Origin of the sequence: Flagellimonas amphidinii (assembly GCF_013090115.1) — a bacterium.
Taxonomy (GTDB): domain Bacteria; phylum Bacteroidota; class Bacteroidia; order Flavobacteriales; family Flavobacteriaceae; genus Flagellimonas; species Flagellimonas amphidinii.
The window spans coordinates 1-16,042 of sequence record NZ_JABFNN010000040.1 but is presented as its reverse complement, the minus strand read 5'-3'; the positions used below and the strand labels follow the sequence as shown (position 1 = coordinate 16,042).

Here is a 16,042-nt window from a genome sequence, read left to right as displayed (position 1 = left end):
TCAAGTATCATTCCTCAGGATTCCATAAAATTTAGTTTGTGATGATTTTAACTTTGGGCAGTTCAATTGAACGATTTAACTTCTCTTTATTATGCTCATGGCAAGGTATTTGTTAACTTTAGTAAAACAATACGACCAAGTTGCTATGAAAAGGTTTCTTCTTTTTCTTATGTTATTTAGTTTTGGTATTTCTTTGCTTCATGCGCAGGGGGATATTCCAACCACTCGTCCTTTAAAAATTGGAGAACAGAACAACTTGGATATTAAATCCAGTAATCAAGGCACTTCATTGCGTATGCCTTCTGTGCTGGATGAGAATCTTACCTCAAAAAATGAAAAGCCGGGGGTAAAGATGTTACCGGATAAAGAATTGGTACAGGCTGGTCATGATTTAAAAATAGACCCTAAAGTAGGCGAGAAGGAAAAAAAAGGCTCCAATAAACATTATGGTGACCAATATTTAGGTGATATCAAAACTTCAGCAAAGTTTGTTGGTATTGTTTGTCGCGATCACGAGTATGTGGATGGAGATAGAATCAAAATTTATTTGAACGGCGAAATAGTTGAATATAATCTCTTGCTAACAGGTTCTTTTAAGGGAATCAATATAGATTTGACCCAAGGGTTTAACAGAATTGAGTTTGAAGCATTAAACCAAGGCTCATCTGGCCCCAATACCGCTCAAGTAGTAGTTGCCGATGAAAAGGGTGAAGTCATCCACAACAACCGCTGGAATCTTTCCACAGGTTCTCGCGCCAGCCTCATTATTGTAAAAGAGGAAGAGTAGTCATTCTCCCGGAGTATATGTCCTAACTGCCCTTTTTAGCACATCTTCTTTATAATAAGCAGCATCTTTGAACTGCATGTCGGCATAACGTTGTGCCTGATCATCAAAATGAGGTGAATTTGGGTTTCCGCTTTGCCCTCCTGCCAGCATGGTTTTTGCCTTTACTTTTTCTCCAAACTCCACTACGGCCACAAAACTGTTCCCACGGGTTCCATAAATCTTTTTGGTGCCATTATCATATCGCGCACCGTATGCCGCCAGTGCCCCCCATCGCCCACTGGCAAAACCAATCGGGATGCTGGGTTTGTCATCATCAAAAGGTTGTTGGATTGCTCCATTGATACGTTGATAGCGATTCACTTCTCCCCAGGGCATTTTCCAAGTACCGAAATCATTTTTCAACCTATTTACCGTTTCTGTGAACAAAGCTAGTTTTTCTGAATCCGGAGATTCTCCTCCCCAAAATTCAACCCACTGCATAGGATACGTTCCTTCAGGGCGTATTGCTTTTTGATAGCAAAGAGTTCCATAATAATGTGCAAGTGTCATAGCCTCCGATTCTTTTGAAGTGGTAAAATCCCAATTTCTTAAGACTTCAATAGGCTCTTGAAATTCTTCATTTGGGTTGGCATCAAATGCTTTGACCAATCCCGGAATCAATGCCTCAAAAGCAGGAAGGTAGGGGTCATGGGCCAATACGATTAAACTATCCAAAGTGTAGCCATCCCCATCTTTCAATAATTCAATAGCATGCACTCCTCTAAAATTTTCTTGGTCGCGGGACATATACTTAGGGTAATCACTTCTCTTAGGACTGTATTCCAATGCTGAAGTATATGGGGTAGAATTGCAGTTTTGAATCCATCCATTTTCAGGATTCAGCACCAAAATATTTTCATCTACGGTATGGAGTCCCTGCCAATCCGTTTTGGGATTACTCCCATCAACGGGCTGTCTGTAATCAAAAATGGTATCCCTTTTAGGGATAAAGTTGCCATGAAAATAAGCAATATTACCTTCGGCATCAGCATAAACTGTATTGTTGGAAGAATTGGTCCGAATATCCATCATTTTTCGAAACCCTGCATACCCATTCTGTTTAGTTCGGACATAGGACTGTTCCAAAGCCTTGATAGGCTCCCACATCATCGCTGAAGCTGTCCATTGACCATCTCCCATATGGGTTATAGGTCCATGATGGGTATGGTACATGGGAAAGGTTTTTTCCTTCATTATATCCTCCTCCTTGTATTTTAGCGTAACCTTGGAAGTCTTTACTGGTCTTAGTTCCTCCCCATACGCATAAAATAAGGAATCTTTCATTCGAACAATGGTTTCCTTAAACTCATCCATTACATCGGTATAGGTTGATGTATGCATCCAACCTGTTTTTTCGTTGAAACCTTGATAGACAAAAAACTGTCCCCAGGTCACTGCTCCATAGGCATTCAATCCTTCCTCGCTGACCACATGAACTTCTCCCCGAAAATAAAAAGAGGTATGGGGATTGATCAATAACATCGCATTCCCAGATTGGGTCAAATCTCCAGAAATAGCAATGCCATTGGAACCTTGCGGCTCTTCTATTTTTGCTCTTTTTTGAAGTTTTAATTCGGGAATCTCTTGCCAATTCTCATAAAATCGTTGAATTTTTTTAGTTGAAATCCGTTCTATATCCCCACCAATACTGCCTTCACTAAAATACATGGGCATCCACGGTTCAAAACGGGTCAATAATTTGGGCTGAACCTCTGGATGGGTGTATAAATAATAGTTGATTCCATCTGCAAAGGCATCACAAAGTTTCTTCAACCATTCGGGACTTTTTTCATAATTGGCCTTGGCCTCTTCTTCTGTCATGAATAATTTAGCGCGCAAATCGCTGTACAGGGCTTCTTTTCCCTCTACCTCTGCCAAGCGTCCCGTGGCCCATATATAATTTTGCTCTACACGGTTAAAATCATCCTCACACTGGGCATATAATAATCCAAAAACAGCATCTGCATCTGTTTTTCCATAAATATGGGGCACTCCAAAATCATCACGAATAATGGTGATATTTTGGGCCTGTTCTTGCCATTTTTCCGCTTCGGTAAGTTCTTTTTTAGTACAAGAGGACAATATCAACATCACAATTATAACTATGGTTCTCATTTGGATGATTTTTTGGATTGCTGAGTGAAGATAAAAATAAAATGATGTAATCCCTCGCTGTTCTTTTTTACTCAAAATTTGAAGTAACTTGCACATTCTTTCCATCAGCTATGGCAGAAAAAAAAGTCAGTATTCTCACAGCATTTAAAACCATAATTTGGCCCAAAAGAAGGTTGGTGCTTATTGGTTTGCTTCTAATTGCAATAAGTAAAGCTGCAAGTTTTGTAGCTCCCATTGCCTCCAAATACCTCATTGATGATGTTATTGTAAAAAAAGACTTTACCATGCTCAAATATTTGGTGGCAGGAGTAATGTTAGCCATTTTAATCCAAGCTATAACCTCATTTTTACTAACCCGAATAGTAAGCGTACAAGCACAGTACTTAATTTCAGAATTACGCGCACAGGTTCAAAAAAAAGTATTGGCGCTGCCCATAAGCTTTTTTGACAACTCAAAGTCTGGAGCTCTGGTATCCAGAATCATGTCAGATGTAGAGGGCGTTCGAAATTTGATAGGAACAGGACTGGTGCAATTAGTGGGAGGAACAATTACTGCGGTAGTTTCCTTGATTCTGCTTTTGGATATCAGTGTACCCATGACGCTGATAACCTTCATTCCACTGATTATATTTTCAGTGATTGCTTTAAAAGCCTTTAAAATTATACGACCTATTTTCAGAAATAGAGGAAAAATAAACGCCGAAGTCAAAGGACGGCTAACAGAAACCCTAGGCGGAATCCGCGTTATTAAAGGATTCAATGCTGAAAAGCAGGAAGAAGAGGTTTTTGAAGCAGGTGTAGATCGGTTGTACCAAAATGTGAAGAAAAGCTTGACGACCACAGCTTTCATGTCCAGTTCGTCCATTTTCTTATTGGGTGTGGCAACCACCAGTGTGATGGGGTATGGCGGCTATCAAATTATTGAAGGAAGTCTGACCGTGGGAGAATTTGTTCAGTTTACCATTTTATTGGGATTGATGATAGCCCCAATTGTACAAATGAGCAATATTGGCAGTCAATTGACAGAAGCGTTGGCAGGGCTAGATCGCACAGAGGAGTTGATGAACACTTCGGAAGAAGCCGAAGAAGGCGAGCGCACCCTTGAATTGGACTCTATTTTGGGAAACATGGATTTCATCAATGTTTCCTTTTCTTATGAAGAAGAAAAAGAGGTGTTGCATAACATAAGTTTTCAAGTAAAGTCGGGACATGTAGTAGCGCTTGTGGGGAGTTCAGGTTCTGGAAAATCTACAATTGCAGGTTTGGCCGCTAGTTTTTTAAAACCCGACTCAGGAACTATTAAGATTGATGGAAAAGATTTATCAAAAGTGAATCTCAATAGTTTTCGTCAGCATCTAGGCGTAGTGCTTCAAGATGACTTTTTATTTGAAGGAACCATTAGGGAAAATATTCTTTTCCCAAGACCCAATGCATCCGAAAGTAAATTGCAGCAGGCCGTGAAAGCGGCTTATGTAGATGAATTCACCAACAGGTTTGATGAAGGCCTTGACACTTTAATTGGAGAGCGCGGTGTAAAATTATCTGGTGGACAGCGGCAACGCATTGCCATAGCCAGAGCTGTTTTAGCTGACCCAAAAATTCTAATATTGGATGAAGCTACCTCTAGCTTGGATACAGAATCCGAAGCTTTAATTCAAAAGAGCTTGGCGCAACTGACCAAAGGGCGGACCACATTTGTCATTGCACACCGTTTGAGCACCATTCGTAAAGCTGACCAAATTCTAGTAATTGAGGACGGTAGAATTGCAGAACAAGGCACTCATGAAGAATTGATTGCTTCCCAAGGAAGATACTACAATCTGTTTACCTACCAAGCACGGATTTAGAGTTCTTCTGGAGCCAACTCTACCTCTAATCCTTCAAGATCGGGGGTAATACGGATTTGGCAACCCAATCGTGAGTTTTCTTCCACATTAAATGCCTCGGACAACATGGCCTCCTCATCATCTGATTTTTCAGGAAGTTCATGGTCAGATTGAATGTAGCACTGACAGGAAGCGCACATGGCCATTCCCCCACATATGCCAATTGTACCTTCTGGGGCAAGTTCATAAGAACGTACCACTTCCATCAGGTTCATGTTCATGTCCGTAGGAGCGTCAACTTCATGTAAAATGCCATCTCTATCGGTTATTTTAATTTTTATATCACTCATTTCCTGAATTGATGTACTGGATAGCTCCGATTTGAAGGGCGAAATTACACATATTAAGTATTGTGGAAAACTGGTTTATGCATTTCATAACAAGTATTACAGCTACTGTTATGTAACCGAAACCTATTCAATAGCCTTGACTACAGCTTTTGGAGCTTCTTTTTTGCTACCATCAAACCCAGTTACACCTCCAACGGTAGTGTATTTCATCACATATTTTTTATCAGGATAAATGCGTTGGTAAGCACTTTGGCACATCAAGGTGGCTTCGTGAAATCCGCATAAGATAAGTTTTAGTTTTCCTGGATAGGTATTCACATCTCCTATGGCATAAATTCCAGGAATATTGGTCTGGTAATCCAGTGAATTATTCACCTTTATGGCATTTTTTTCAATCTCCAGACCCCAATTGGCTATGGGCCCTAGTTTGGGCGACAATCCAAACAAAGGAACAAAGTTGTCCAATTCCAACTCAATTTCTTCCGAAGTATCTGTTTTTTTGATACGAACTTTTTCCAATTTGTCATCCCCTTGCAGACCTACAACTTCAGCAGGGGTGATCAAGTTGATTTTTCCTTGATTTTTTAACTGTTGTACTTTTTCTACAGAATCCAAGGCTCCTCTAAACTCATTTCTTCGGTGCACCAGGGTTACTTCTGAAGCAACATCGGCCAAAAAGATAGACCAATCCAAAGCGGAATCACCTCCACCGGCAATTAAAACTTTTTTGTTTCTGAAAACCTCAGGGTCTTTGATCATGTAAGCAATACCCTTGTCCTCAAATTGGGCTAGATTCTCCAAAATCGGTTTACGCGGCTCAAAACTTCCCAAACCTCCCGCTATGGCAACAATTGGAGCATGGTGTTGTGTCCCTTTATTTGTGGTGACCACAAAAGTTCCATCATCCAACTTTTCAATGGTTTCAGCTCGTTCACCCAATGTAAACCCGGGTTGAAACGGCTCTATTTGTTTCATGAGATTATCCACCAACTCCCCGGCCAAAACCTCAGGAAATCCCGGTATGTCATAAATGGGTTTTTTAGGATAGATTTCCGAACACTGTCCCCCAGCTTGTGGCAAAGCATCAATCAAATGACATTTTAGCTGCAAAAGTCCAGCTTCAAAAACGGCAAAAAGACCCGTAGGTCCCGCTCCAATAATTAGTATATCGGTTGTAATCATTCAGAATCGGTTTTAGATATCTGCGCAACTTAAGATTTGTACCAGGAAGGAATTATGATTTATGTCAGGCTATCCGACATTGATAACTTCTTGTATTTGGGGAGCATATTTTTTTATGGTCATCTCCACTCCACTTTTAAGCGTCATCTGATTAACACTACAACCAATGCAATTCCCTTCCAGTCTTACTTTTACGGAATTATCATCATCTATGGAAATCAATGTAATGTCCCCTCCATCGCTTTGGAGAAAAGGTCTTATTTCCTCAAGTGCTTTCTCAACGTTGCTTTTTATTTCTTCTGATGTCATGCTCATTTCTTTTTAACGGCGGCACAACCAGCCATTGTTGTAATTTTTATTGCTTCTGTAGGCGGAAGATCAGTGTTTCTTTTCACTAATTCCTGAACTACATTTTTAGTCAACTCTTCAAAAGCTGCTTCTATGGGGGTTGCTGTCTGCAATGCAGCAGGTCTTCCAACATCTCCAGCTTCTCGTACACTTTGTACCAAAGGAATTTCTCCTAAAAAGGGTACTCCTAAATCTTCTGCCAAATTTTTGGCTCCATTTTGTCCAAAGATATGGTATTTGTTATTGGGCAGTTCTGCTGGTGTAAAATAGGCCATATTTTCCACAATACCGAGTACTGGCACACTGATCGCTTCTTGCTGAAACATAGCAACTCCTTTTCTTGCATCTGCCAAAGCTATTTCTTGTGGTGTACTTACCACAACAGCTCCAGTTACAGGAAGGGATTGCATAATGCTCAAGTGGATATCCCCAGTTCCCGGGGGCAGATCCAGCAACAGAAAGTCCAATTCGTCCCAGTGAGCATCAAAAATCATCTGGTTGAGTGCTTTGGAAGCCATCGGTCCTCGCCAAATTACCGCTTGGTTGGGCTGAGTGAAAAATCCTATGGAAAGTAATTTGACCCCATAATTTTCAACCGGTTTCATTTTGGCCTTACCATCAATATTGACGGACAAAGGCTTTTCTAAAGCCACATCAAACATAATGGGAATGGATGGACCGTAAATATCCGTATCCAAAAGTCCAACTTTGAATCCCATTTTTGCCAAAGTCACCGCTAGATTTGCAGTTACTGTAGATTTCCCCACACCACCTTTACCAGAAGCAACAGCAATAATATTCTGTATGCCCGGAATTGGGTTTCCTTTGATCTGATTTACTTTCGGTTTGGAAGGAGCATCAACCTTTAGGTTGACCTTTATTTTTGCCTTTTCATACACCTCTCTGTGTATGGCTTTCAATATTTCTACCTCTGTCTTCTTTTTTGCCTGAAGACTGGGGTTTTTTATGGTGACATCCACTTCCACTTCATCCCCAAAAACCTGAACATTGGTCACAGCGCCACTTTCCACCATATTTTGTCCGTCTCCGGGAGCGGAAATCTTTTCCAATGCTTTAAGAATGTCTGCTTTTTTCAGCTTCATTGATCCTGTTTTTATCTGCAGTCGTATATGCAGATTCTATCTTACAAAGATACGCCTTAGGGTGGAGATTAAGAAGTTTGGGGATTGAAAATGAAGATGGTGGGATAACCCCAATCTATTTATTGTAATTCTTTGGAAGGGTCCCAAAAATGTTTTTGAAAATCAATTATTTGGTTGTCTTCGACTTTGATTCCTTCATTTTCCAAAAGTTGCTGCATCAAGCTAGTTCCATCAAAATGGTGTTTGCCCGTCAGCACCCCAACTCTATTAACAACTCTATGGGCTGGGACATCTTTAGCTGATGAATTGTTCATGGCCCAACCCACCATTCTTGCACTTCGGGCCGCTCCTAAATATTTGGCGATGGCCCCATACGATGTTACCCTTCCGTGGGGAATTTGTCTAGCCACTTCATAAACTTTATCAAAAAAGTTCTTCTCTTCCATACCCAACTAGTTGTAAAATATCCGAATTAAAGTGATAATCAACAACACCAACATGAGGGCACTTAATATATAATTCGAATTTTTTGAAAATCGGTTGGTCTTGGTTTCCAACTTGTCAAAATAGAAGGTATAGAGATAAAGGACAGAAAAAGTCCCTGCCCCAGCCGCCACAACAAAGGTGGTGATGTCCTGTGCTTCAAATTTTATCCATCCAGCTTCATTCCACATGGCATTGAGGCCACTATAATATGGAATCGTCAGCAAATTTAGTGCAGCTAGCAGCAATCCTTTAAAAAAACTGTTCTTTTTGCTGAGGTTGACCTTTTTCAATTTCTGCTTCTTTTTTCTTTTTGCATTAACAAAAAAGTAAATGGCAAAAAAGGCAAATATCCCAATCGCTATTTTTAACAGTATGTCTATTACCTCAGGGTTTTTATAAAGAAATTTTGAAATGAGCACTGCCACATAGGCCTGTACCATAATCATGGACGAGACACCCAAACTAAAAATAACCCCGTTCACCTTTCCCTTTTCAACACTGGTCTTGGCGGCATTCATGTTGAGCAATCCTGGGGGGACAGTTGCCATGAAAGCAGCAGAGAAAGTAGCAAAAAATAATATGAGAATATGGGTCATTGGTTAGTTAATCCTAAACTGGATGTACGTAATTGGTTTTCCTTTCTCAAGATACTGATTTTCATAAAAAGTCTGGATTTCCAATACTTCTTTTGGACTTCCTTCATTGTTATAGACATCATGATTTGAGTATAAAATTTCATGCCCCACACCTTGCAGAAGTCCAAGGGTGTAGCCGTGCATAAATTCACTATCTGTTTTTAAGTTTACAATTCCATCAGGTTTGAGGATTTGCCGATATTTCTTCAGAAATTCGGGATTGGTGAGTCGATGTTTGGTTCGCTTGTATTTAATTTGAGGGTCTGGGAAAGTAATCCAAATTTCATCAACTTCGTTTTCATCAAAAAGCAAATCCACCATCTCAATCTGAGTGCGAAGAAAAGCTACATTATCCAATTTTTCTTCAAGAGCGGATTTGGCCCCTTTCCAAAATCGAGCCCCTTTAATATCAATCCCTATGTAGTTTTTGTTTGGATTTCTTTCTGCTAGACCAACTGTATATTCCCCTTTACCGCAACCCAATTCCAGTACTATTGGATTGCCATTGTCAAAGAAAGAAGCCCAATTGCCCTTCAGTTTAAATCCTTGCAACACCTCATCCCTTGTTGGCTGAATTACATTGGTGAAAGTTTCGTTCTCTTTGAATCTTTTCAGTTTGTTTTTGCTTCCCACTTGGCAACTAAATTGAACTAAAATTTAATGTTTTGGCAAAACTAAGGAAATCCTAAAGCAATTTTGTTTTTGTTTTTTTGCAGTTATGCAAAATTCAAAACGCATTTTAGTAGCTCCACTAAATTGGGGACTGGGACATTCCACAAGATGTATCCCCATTATCAACGCTTTATTGGCCCATGGCCACCAACCCTATATTGCTTCGGATGGTGTGGCATTGTCCCTGCTGCAAAAAGAATTCCCGGAATTGCCTTCTTTTGAATTGCCTTCGTACAAAATCACCTATGCCGAAAAAGGGAGAAATTTCAAAATTAAGATGATATGGGATTCTCCAAAAGTATTGAAAGCAATGGCCAAAGAAAAAAAGGCCGTGAAACAATTGATCAAAGAACACAATTTGGACGGCATTATTTCTGATAACCGTTTAGGGGTATTTTACAAAAAAGTACCCTGTGCCTTCATTACCCACCAATTAAACGTGCTTTCAGGAAATACTACTTGGATGAGTTCCAAAGCGCATCAAAAAATCATTAAAAAGTTTGATGCGTGTTGGGTCCCGGATGTTCAGGACAAACCCAATTTGACCGGAAAGTTGGGGCACTTGAAAAAATCCAAAATGAACATCAAATACCTTGGACCTTTGAGCAGGTTTGAAAAAAAGGAATCATCCAAAGTGTATGATCTTATGGTATTGCTTTCTGGACCTGAACCCCAACGCACTATGCTAGAAGAAAAACTCTTGAAAGAACTTCAGCAGTTTGAAGGCAAAACCATTTTTGTGAAAGGAAAAATTGAAGAAACTCAATCCAAAGAAGAAATACAAACCGAAAAGGGCACATTGACTCTCTGTAATTTTATGCAATCCCAAGAGTTACAAGATACCATTAATGAAAGTGCCAAAGTACTCTGTCGCTCGGGGTACACTACGGTAATGGATTTGGCCAAACTTGAGAAAAAAGCCTTTTTTATTCCCACACCGGGTCAATATGAGCAAGAATATTTGGCCAAAAGACTGGAAAAACAAAATCTAGTCCCTTATGCTGATCAAAATGATTTTAGGCTTGAGGATTTGGCCCGAATTGATGATTTTGAAGGTTTGACACAGTTTGAAACTACTACAGACTATGAAGAACTGTTTGCTGTTTTCTCCAAAGTAAATGAAAACTCGGAGCCCACACCTTCTTCACTCTCTACATAGATTTTTTCATCATGGGCCTCAATGATGTGCTTAACAATGGAAAGTCCTAAGCCAGAACCCCCTTCGCTTCTACTTCCACTTTGGTCCACACGGTAAAAACGTTCAAAAAGTCTGGGAATATGCTGTTTAGGAATTCCTTCCCCATTATCTGTCACCCGAACAATCACTTTATTTTTGATAAGATTTTCCACACTTACTTCGGTGGTTCCCTTTGGAGATCCATATTTGATTGAATTCACCAAAAGGTTACTGACCACTTGTTGAATCTTTTCCCTATCTGCATTTACATTAATGGGATGTTTGTATTCCATATCAAAAGTAAGGGTAATCTCTTTTTGAGCTGCCTTCATTTCCAAAAGATCAAATACATTTTGGATAAGTTCTATGACATCAAAATCTTCCCTATCCAAATTTAAACCTCCTACCTCCAACTTGGTGATCAAATCTAGGTCCTTGACAATATAAATTAAGCGCTCCACGCCTTTATTGGCTCTTTCAAGATATTTTTCCCTGAGCTTTTTGTCTTTCATTGCGCCATCCAAAAGGGTCAATATGTACCCTTGGACCGTAAAAAGAGGGGTTTTTAATTCATGTGATACATTCCCAAGAAAATCCTTTCGGTATTCCTCCCTGATCTTAAGTGTGTCTATTTCAATTTTCTTGCCCTCAGCAAATTTTTCTATTTCCTGGGTAAGGGTCTTCATATCAGTAATTACCGGCTTGGAGGAAAATGTAGAAGACTCTAAAAGCGATACATCATCGTATATCTTTTTTATACGTCTATAGATAAATCGTTCTACACGAATCTGAAGTATTGTAAAACAAATAATGAAACAGCTTAGTGCAAAAATGGTTGTGTACCACCAATCTATCTGTGCCGTACTTACAAGAAACACAACGAACAGTACTGTGGTAAAAGCTGTAATAAGAAGGGAAGACCTTAAGGCAAACTTATAGGATTTCCTAAGCTGAATGGCCATTACAGAACAAACTTATACCCTACGCCCTTAACGGTTTTAAAGTGATGGTCCCCAATTTTTTCACGTAGTTTTCTAATATGCACATCAATGGTACGCCCACCTACAACAACTTCATTGCCCCATACCTTGTCCAAAATCACTTCCCGCTTAAAAACTTTACTTGGCTTTGATGTCAATAGAGACAAAAGCTCAAACTCTTTTCTAGGCAGTACAATTTCCTCACCGTCATTTACAATTTTATACTCCTCTCTATTGATAACAATATTGCCCACTTTGACAATATCCTCAACTTCCTGTTTCTCCTCTTTCAACCTTCTTAACAAAGCTTTTACCTTACTCACCAACACTTTTGGCTTAATGGGCTTTGTAATATAATCATCAGCTCCAGCATCAAAACCAGCTACTTGTGAATAATCTTCACCTCTTGCGGTAAGGAAAGTAATAATGGTGTTTTCCAATCCAGGTGTATTACGAATTACTTCGCAAGCCTCAATTCCATCCATTTCAGGCATCATTACGTCCAAAATGATTAAATGTGGGCTTTTCTTTTTAGCCTTGGCAACGCCTTCCAAACCGTTCTTGGCCGTGAATACTTCATAGCCTTCAGAAGACAAGTTATAGCTTACTATTTCTAGTATATCTGGTTCGTCATCAACAAGGAGAATTTTGATATCCTTATTTTTCATGGGATGGTATTTTATAAGTTGATCATCCAAATGTAAATATAATACTATAACGGGATTAATGCTTAACATTCATTTAATGTCGTAACATTAATGTAACGGTTATCAAATAAACACTTAACACGGAGCTAACATCGCTTTTACAGCCCGTGACGTTCTTTGCCCCAAATACTTACCTAATAATGAAAGTGAAATTATTACTTACTGCGCTGTTTACCATTGTATGCGCAAATGCCCAGCAATCCACAGGAAACATCGTTGGAAAGCTTACAGACCAGGAATATAACAATGAACCTCTTGCCTTTGCAAACATACTCATTAAAGGTACCACTATAGGTACTACATCAGATTTTGATGGCCTTTATGAAATTTCTGGTGTAGAGCCAGGGACTTATACCATAGTATTTAGCTACTTAGGGTATGAGACGGTTGAGATACCCAATGTTGTGGTTGAAGCCGGCAAAGTAACTAACATAGATGTGCCCATGAGCGCATCACAGGGTGTTGCCCTCGATGAAGTTGTTGTAGTTACCGTGGCCAGAAAAGACTCTGAAACAGCACTTCTGCTCGATCAGAAAAGGGCTGTTGAAATCAAAGAAAGTATTGGCGCAGTAGAATTGAGCAACTTAGGTGTATCTGACGTTAAGTCTGCAGCCACTAAAATATCTGGCGTCACCGAAAGTGAGGCTTCTGGCGATGTGTTTGTGCGTGGTCTTGGAGATAGATACCTGACCACCACTTTTAATGGGTTGCCTATTCCATCAGATGACATTGAAAAAAAGAATATTGACCTTGGACTTTTCCCTACACGCGTAATCCAAAACGTAAGTATAAGCAAAACCTACTCAGCTGCAACTTCAGCGGATCAAGCATCCGGTAACATTAATATTGCCTCTAGGGAGCTCTCAGGTACAGGTGAACTGGAAGTTGGTGTTTCCATTGGGGCTAACACTAATGCAATTGGCGAAGGTTCTGATGATGATTTTAAGGTATCCGCAAATTATGAGGACACCTCACTTGGCTTCTATGATACTGACATTGATATTTTAGAGCAAGTTACCGACCAATCTTGGGATGCCAGTACAATTGATTCTCCAGTCAATATGGGCATTAATATTAGTGGTGGTAAATCTTTCTTTGATAATAAATTCAAAATATTCGCCACAGCTTCCAATTCTAAATCACATAGATTTAGAACCCCAGGTGTATTTCTTATATATGACCAGGTGACTGTGACCGATTCCATTACCGACTTTTCCCAATGGGAAACAGAAGTGGTAAACAATGGTATGTTGGACTTGACTTTTCAAAATGACAAGAACATTGTTAAATCGGTAACGCTTTTTGTGAACACTCTTAATGATGTTGTTGCAGAAGCTGGTAGAAATGGTTTTGGTAACCTTCAGGAAGAAACAATAGGTAATTTTTCTGATTTTCTTAGAGATCAGAACACCAAACAAACCCGACTTTTTGTAACTCAGTTAATTGGTAATCACAAATTCGGCGAAAAAAATGTACTCGATTGGGCAGTAAGTTACAACAGACTTAATGCAGATGAGCCAAATCGTATTAGAAACGTTGTCAATTTCACCCCTGAAACCGGTGAAGTGATTTTATATGAAAACAGTGCATTTGAATCCAGAAAACTTTCTCAAATCATTGATGACGAAGAATACAATGGACTATTAAAAGACAGATTTAAAATTATTGATGAGGACACCAAGAACTTTTATGTTGATTTAGGGTTCAATTATCGACAAAAAACACGGGATTTTGAATCCACTTTTTATGGTGTTTCCAATGTGGATGACAATAGACCAAGCTCCAACTCATTGGATGATTTAGATCAAATATTCTCACAATCCAACTTTGATAACAATTTGCTCGAAATATCTTCTTTCCAATCCAATGAAGCAGGAGAAGTAAAAGATGAATATTCTGGAGAATATGAATCCATGGCTGGTTTTGCAGTCTTCAATGCAGGATTTGGAAAATGGAATTTCAACGCCGGTCTTAGATACCAGAAAGATGAAATTGTTGTTGACTATGATGTAAATAATGTTCCTGGAGGCGACGTAGGAAGTGTTACAAGAGATTACTCTAATTTCTACCCAAGTTTGAACATTAAGTATTCCATTAATGACGAACACGCCCTAAGACTTGCAGCCAGCCGCAGTATCACACTACCGGAATTTAAAGAAATTGCACCTTTCCGTTATATTTCCCCAACAGGACAGCAAGTATTTGGAACTGTGGGTGATAATGCTTTGGAAGCATCTTTCTCTAACAACTTTGATATAAAATGGGAATTCTTTCCAACACGGGGACAGTTGATTTCAACTTCCATTTTCTACAAATCCATTGAAGACCCCATCAACAAAGTACGAAACAGAGGTTCTGATGGTGCTTTATTTACCTTTAGAAATACAGGGGACAAAGCCACAATATTTGGAATTGAAGTAGAGTCTAAAATTGATTTGATAAAACCAAAAATAAATGACGAAGATGGCAATCCTGTTGGCCCTGAACTTAATTTAGTTTTGAATGCAAGTAGAATGTGGCACGAACAGGATTTATTGGAAAGAACTACAGAAGATGGGGCCATCATTGAGACCTTTAGATATGGAACCAATATAGATGCACCACTACAAGGGGCTTCTGATTGGATTGCAAACTCAAGCTTAAACTTGGAAACTTCGGGGCCTAACAAATTTGTGGCCAACATGTCTGCAAGCTTTGCTTCGGACAAGATTTTCGCGATGGGTTTTGCTAGAAGTCAAGAAGACTGGGACACTAGATATAATGATGCAATCCTAGAAAAGGCATTTGTCGTACTGAATGCAAAAGTTAGTAAAGAATTTGGAGAAAACCTCCAAGTATCTCTATCAGGTCAAAATCTTTTCAACCCCTTTATAAAACAGACCATAGACTATCTTTCTTCTGAAAGTCGCGCAGAACTAGAGGCTTTCTCAGATGATAGAGATGTTCGCTTGGGGCCTAATGCTCCTGCAAGAGAAATTATTACTGATGTAGTAAGATCATACAAATTGGGCAGAACCTTTAGTTTGGGTCTTAAATACAGTTTCTAATACAAAAAAGTATCTAACACTATACTATTAAATTTAAATTCAAAAACCCTAATTAATTATGAAAACGAAAATCTGGAAATTTTCAATACTTTTCGCTACAGCCTTTGTCTTAGTTTTGACAGGCTGTAAAAGCGATGATGGAGATCCCGCTCCTACCGATGACAATGGTACTGTAGCCACTTGTGATGATGGTATACAAAACGGTGATGAAACTGGAGTTGACTGTGGAGGATCATGTGATGCTTGTCCTACTGAATCAGTGACACTTACTGGTTCAATCACAGAAGATATGACCTTAGACCCAGCTGAAACTTACGTTCTAGAAAACTCATTTAGCGTTGAGTCTGGTGCTAAATTGACTATCCCTGCCGGTACTACAATCACTGCTCAGGTAGAATCTGGAGATGAGACTAGCACTTATATCGTTATCCAACAAGGTGCTGAAATCGATATTCAAGGTACTGCCTCTGATCCAGTAATCCTTACTTCTGCAAACGCAGAACCTGGTGACTGGGGTGGTTTGGTTATCGCTGGTGAAGCTACCACTACAGAAGGTGTTGATGCTACCGCTGAAGTAGGTGGTATCAT

14 protein-coding genes and 1 pseudogene are annotated in these 16,042 nt (G+C 39.5%); 5 read left to right on the top strand and 10 right to left on the bottom strand.

What is annotated here, in order from left to right; genetic code table 11:
* Nucleotides 1–145 precede the first annotated feature (145 nt).
* Nucleotides 146–787, top strand: coding sequence for a hypothetical protein (locus tag HJC33_RS15075; RefSeq protein ID WP_171659676.1), 642 nt, complete (start codon nucleotides 146–148; stop codon nucleotides 785–787).
* On the opposite strand, the gene HJC33_RS15070 is transcribed toward HJC33_RS15075, so the two are convergent.
* Complete coding sequence (locus HJC33_RS15070) at nucleotides 788–2,941, bottom strand: acylase (RefSeq protein ID WP_171659675.1); 2,154 nt, start codon at nucleotides 2,939–2,941, stop codon at nucleotides 788–790.
* Between the two features lie 110 nt (nucleotides 2,942–3,051).
* Between HJC33_RS15070 and HJC33_RS15065 the strand changes: the two genes are divergently transcribed.
* Nucleotides 3,052–4,788, top strand: coding sequence for an ABC transporter ATP-binding protein (locus HJC33_RS15065; RefSeq protein WP_171659674.1), 1,737 nt, complete (start codon nucleotides 3,052–3,054; stop codon nucleotides 4,786–4,788).
* On the opposite strand, the gene HJC33_RS15060 is transcribed toward HJC33_RS15065, so the two are convergent.
* The 7 genes from HJC33_RS15060 to trmB form a co-directional block, all read right to left on the bottom strand.
* On the bottom strand, nucleotides 4,785–5,117 hold the full coding sequence (locus tag HJC33_RS15060; protein ID WP_171659673.1) for a 2Fe-2S iron-sulfur cluster-binding family protein: 333 nt from the start codon (nucleotides 5,115–5,117) through the stop codon (nucleotides 4,785–4,787). The two genes, HJC33_RS15065 and HJC33_RS15060, sit on opposite strands and share 4 nt — an antisense overlap.
* Nucleotides 5,118–5,240: 123 nt before the next feature.
* Nucleotides 5,241–6,299: an NAD(P)/FAD-dependent oxidoreductase gene (locus HJC33_RS15055; RefSeq protein ID WP_171659672.1), complete on the bottom strand. Its 1,059-nt coding sequence runs from the start codon at nucleotides 6,297–6,299 to the stop codon at nucleotides 5,241–5,243.
* A 69-nt stretch (nucleotides 6,300–6,368) separates the two neighbouring features.
* Nucleotides 6,369–6,608 carry a NifU family protein gene (locus tag HJC33_RS15050; protein ID WP_171659671.1) on the bottom strand — a complete coding sequence of 80 codons (240 nt, stop codon included), beginning with the start codon at nucleotides 6,606–6,608 and terminating at the stop codon, nucleotides 6,369–6,371.
* Nucleotides 6,609–6,610: 2 nt separating this feature from the next.
* Nucleotides 6,611–7,750: an Mrp/NBP35 family ATP-binding protein gene (locus tag HJC33_RS15045; protein WP_171659670.1), complete on the bottom strand. Its 1,140-nt coding sequence runs from the start codon at nucleotides 7,748–7,750 to the stop codon at nucleotides 6,611–6,613.
* Nucleotides 7,751–7,869: 119 nt separating this feature from the next.
* The gene (locus HJC33_RS15040) at nucleotides 7,870–8,196 is read right to left on the bottom strand and encodes an MGMT family protein (protein WP_171659669.1); all 327 of its coding nucleotides are present in this window, start codon (nucleotides 8,194–8,196) and stop codon (nucleotides 7,870–7,872) included.
* A gap of 6 nt (nucleotides 8,197–8,202) precedes the next feature.
* On the bottom strand, nucleotides 8,203–8,832 hold the full coding sequence (locus tag HJC33_RS15035) for a LysE family transporter (protein ID WP_171659668.1): 630 nt from the start codon (nucleotides 8,830–8,832) through the stop codon (nucleotides 8,203–8,205).
* A gap of 3 nt (nucleotides 8,833–8,835) precedes the next feature.
* Nucleotides 8,836–9,504, bottom strand: a complete 669-nt coding sequence (trmB, locus tag HJC33_RS15030) for a tRNA (guanosine(46)-N7)-methyltransferase TrmB (protein ID WP_171659667.1) — start codon at nucleotides 9,502–9,504, stop codon at nucleotides 8,836–8,838.
* A gap of 85 nt (nucleotides 9,505–9,589) precedes the next feature.
* Between trmB and HJC33_RS15025 the strand changes: the two genes are divergently transcribed.
* On the top strand, nucleotides 9,590–10,702 hold the full coding sequence (locus HJC33_RS15025) for a glycosyltransferase (protein ID WP_171659666.1): 1,113 nt from the start codon (nucleotides 9,590–9,592) through the stop codon (nucleotides 10,700–10,702).
* Here HJC33_RS15025 and HJC33_RS15020 read toward each other — a convergent pair.
* The gene (locus tag HJC33_RS15020; protein WP_171659665.1) at nucleotides 10,627–11,682 is read right to left on the bottom strand and encodes a sensor histidine kinase; all 1,056 of its coding nucleotides are present in this window, start codon (nucleotides 11,680–11,682) and stop codon (nucleotides 10,627–10,629) included. The genes HJC33_RS15025 and HJC33_RS15020 overlap by 76 nt on opposite strands.
* On the bottom strand, nucleotides 11,682–12,368 hold the full coding sequence (locus tag HJC33_RS15015) for a response regulator transcription factor (RefSeq protein WP_171659664.1): 687 nt from the start codon (nucleotides 12,366–12,368) through the stop codon (nucleotides 11,682–11,684). Before HJC33_RS15015 ends, HJC33_RS15020 begins: the two co-directional genes overlap by 1 nt.
* 179 nt (nucleotides 12,369–12,547) lie before the next feature.
* Between HJC33_RS15015 and HJC33_RS15010 the strand changes: the two genes are divergently transcribed.
* Nucleotides 12,548–15,454 (top strand): TonB-dependent receptor, encoded by a 2,907-nt coding sequence (locus HJC33_RS15010; protein WP_171659663.1) that lies wholly within the window; start codon nucleotides 12,548–12,550, stop codon nucleotides 15,452–15,454.
* Nucleotides 15,455–15,512: 58 nt separating this feature from the next.
* A pseudogene (locus HJC33_RS15005) lies at nucleotides 15,513–16,042 on the top strand (hypothetical protein); the annotation flags it as partial.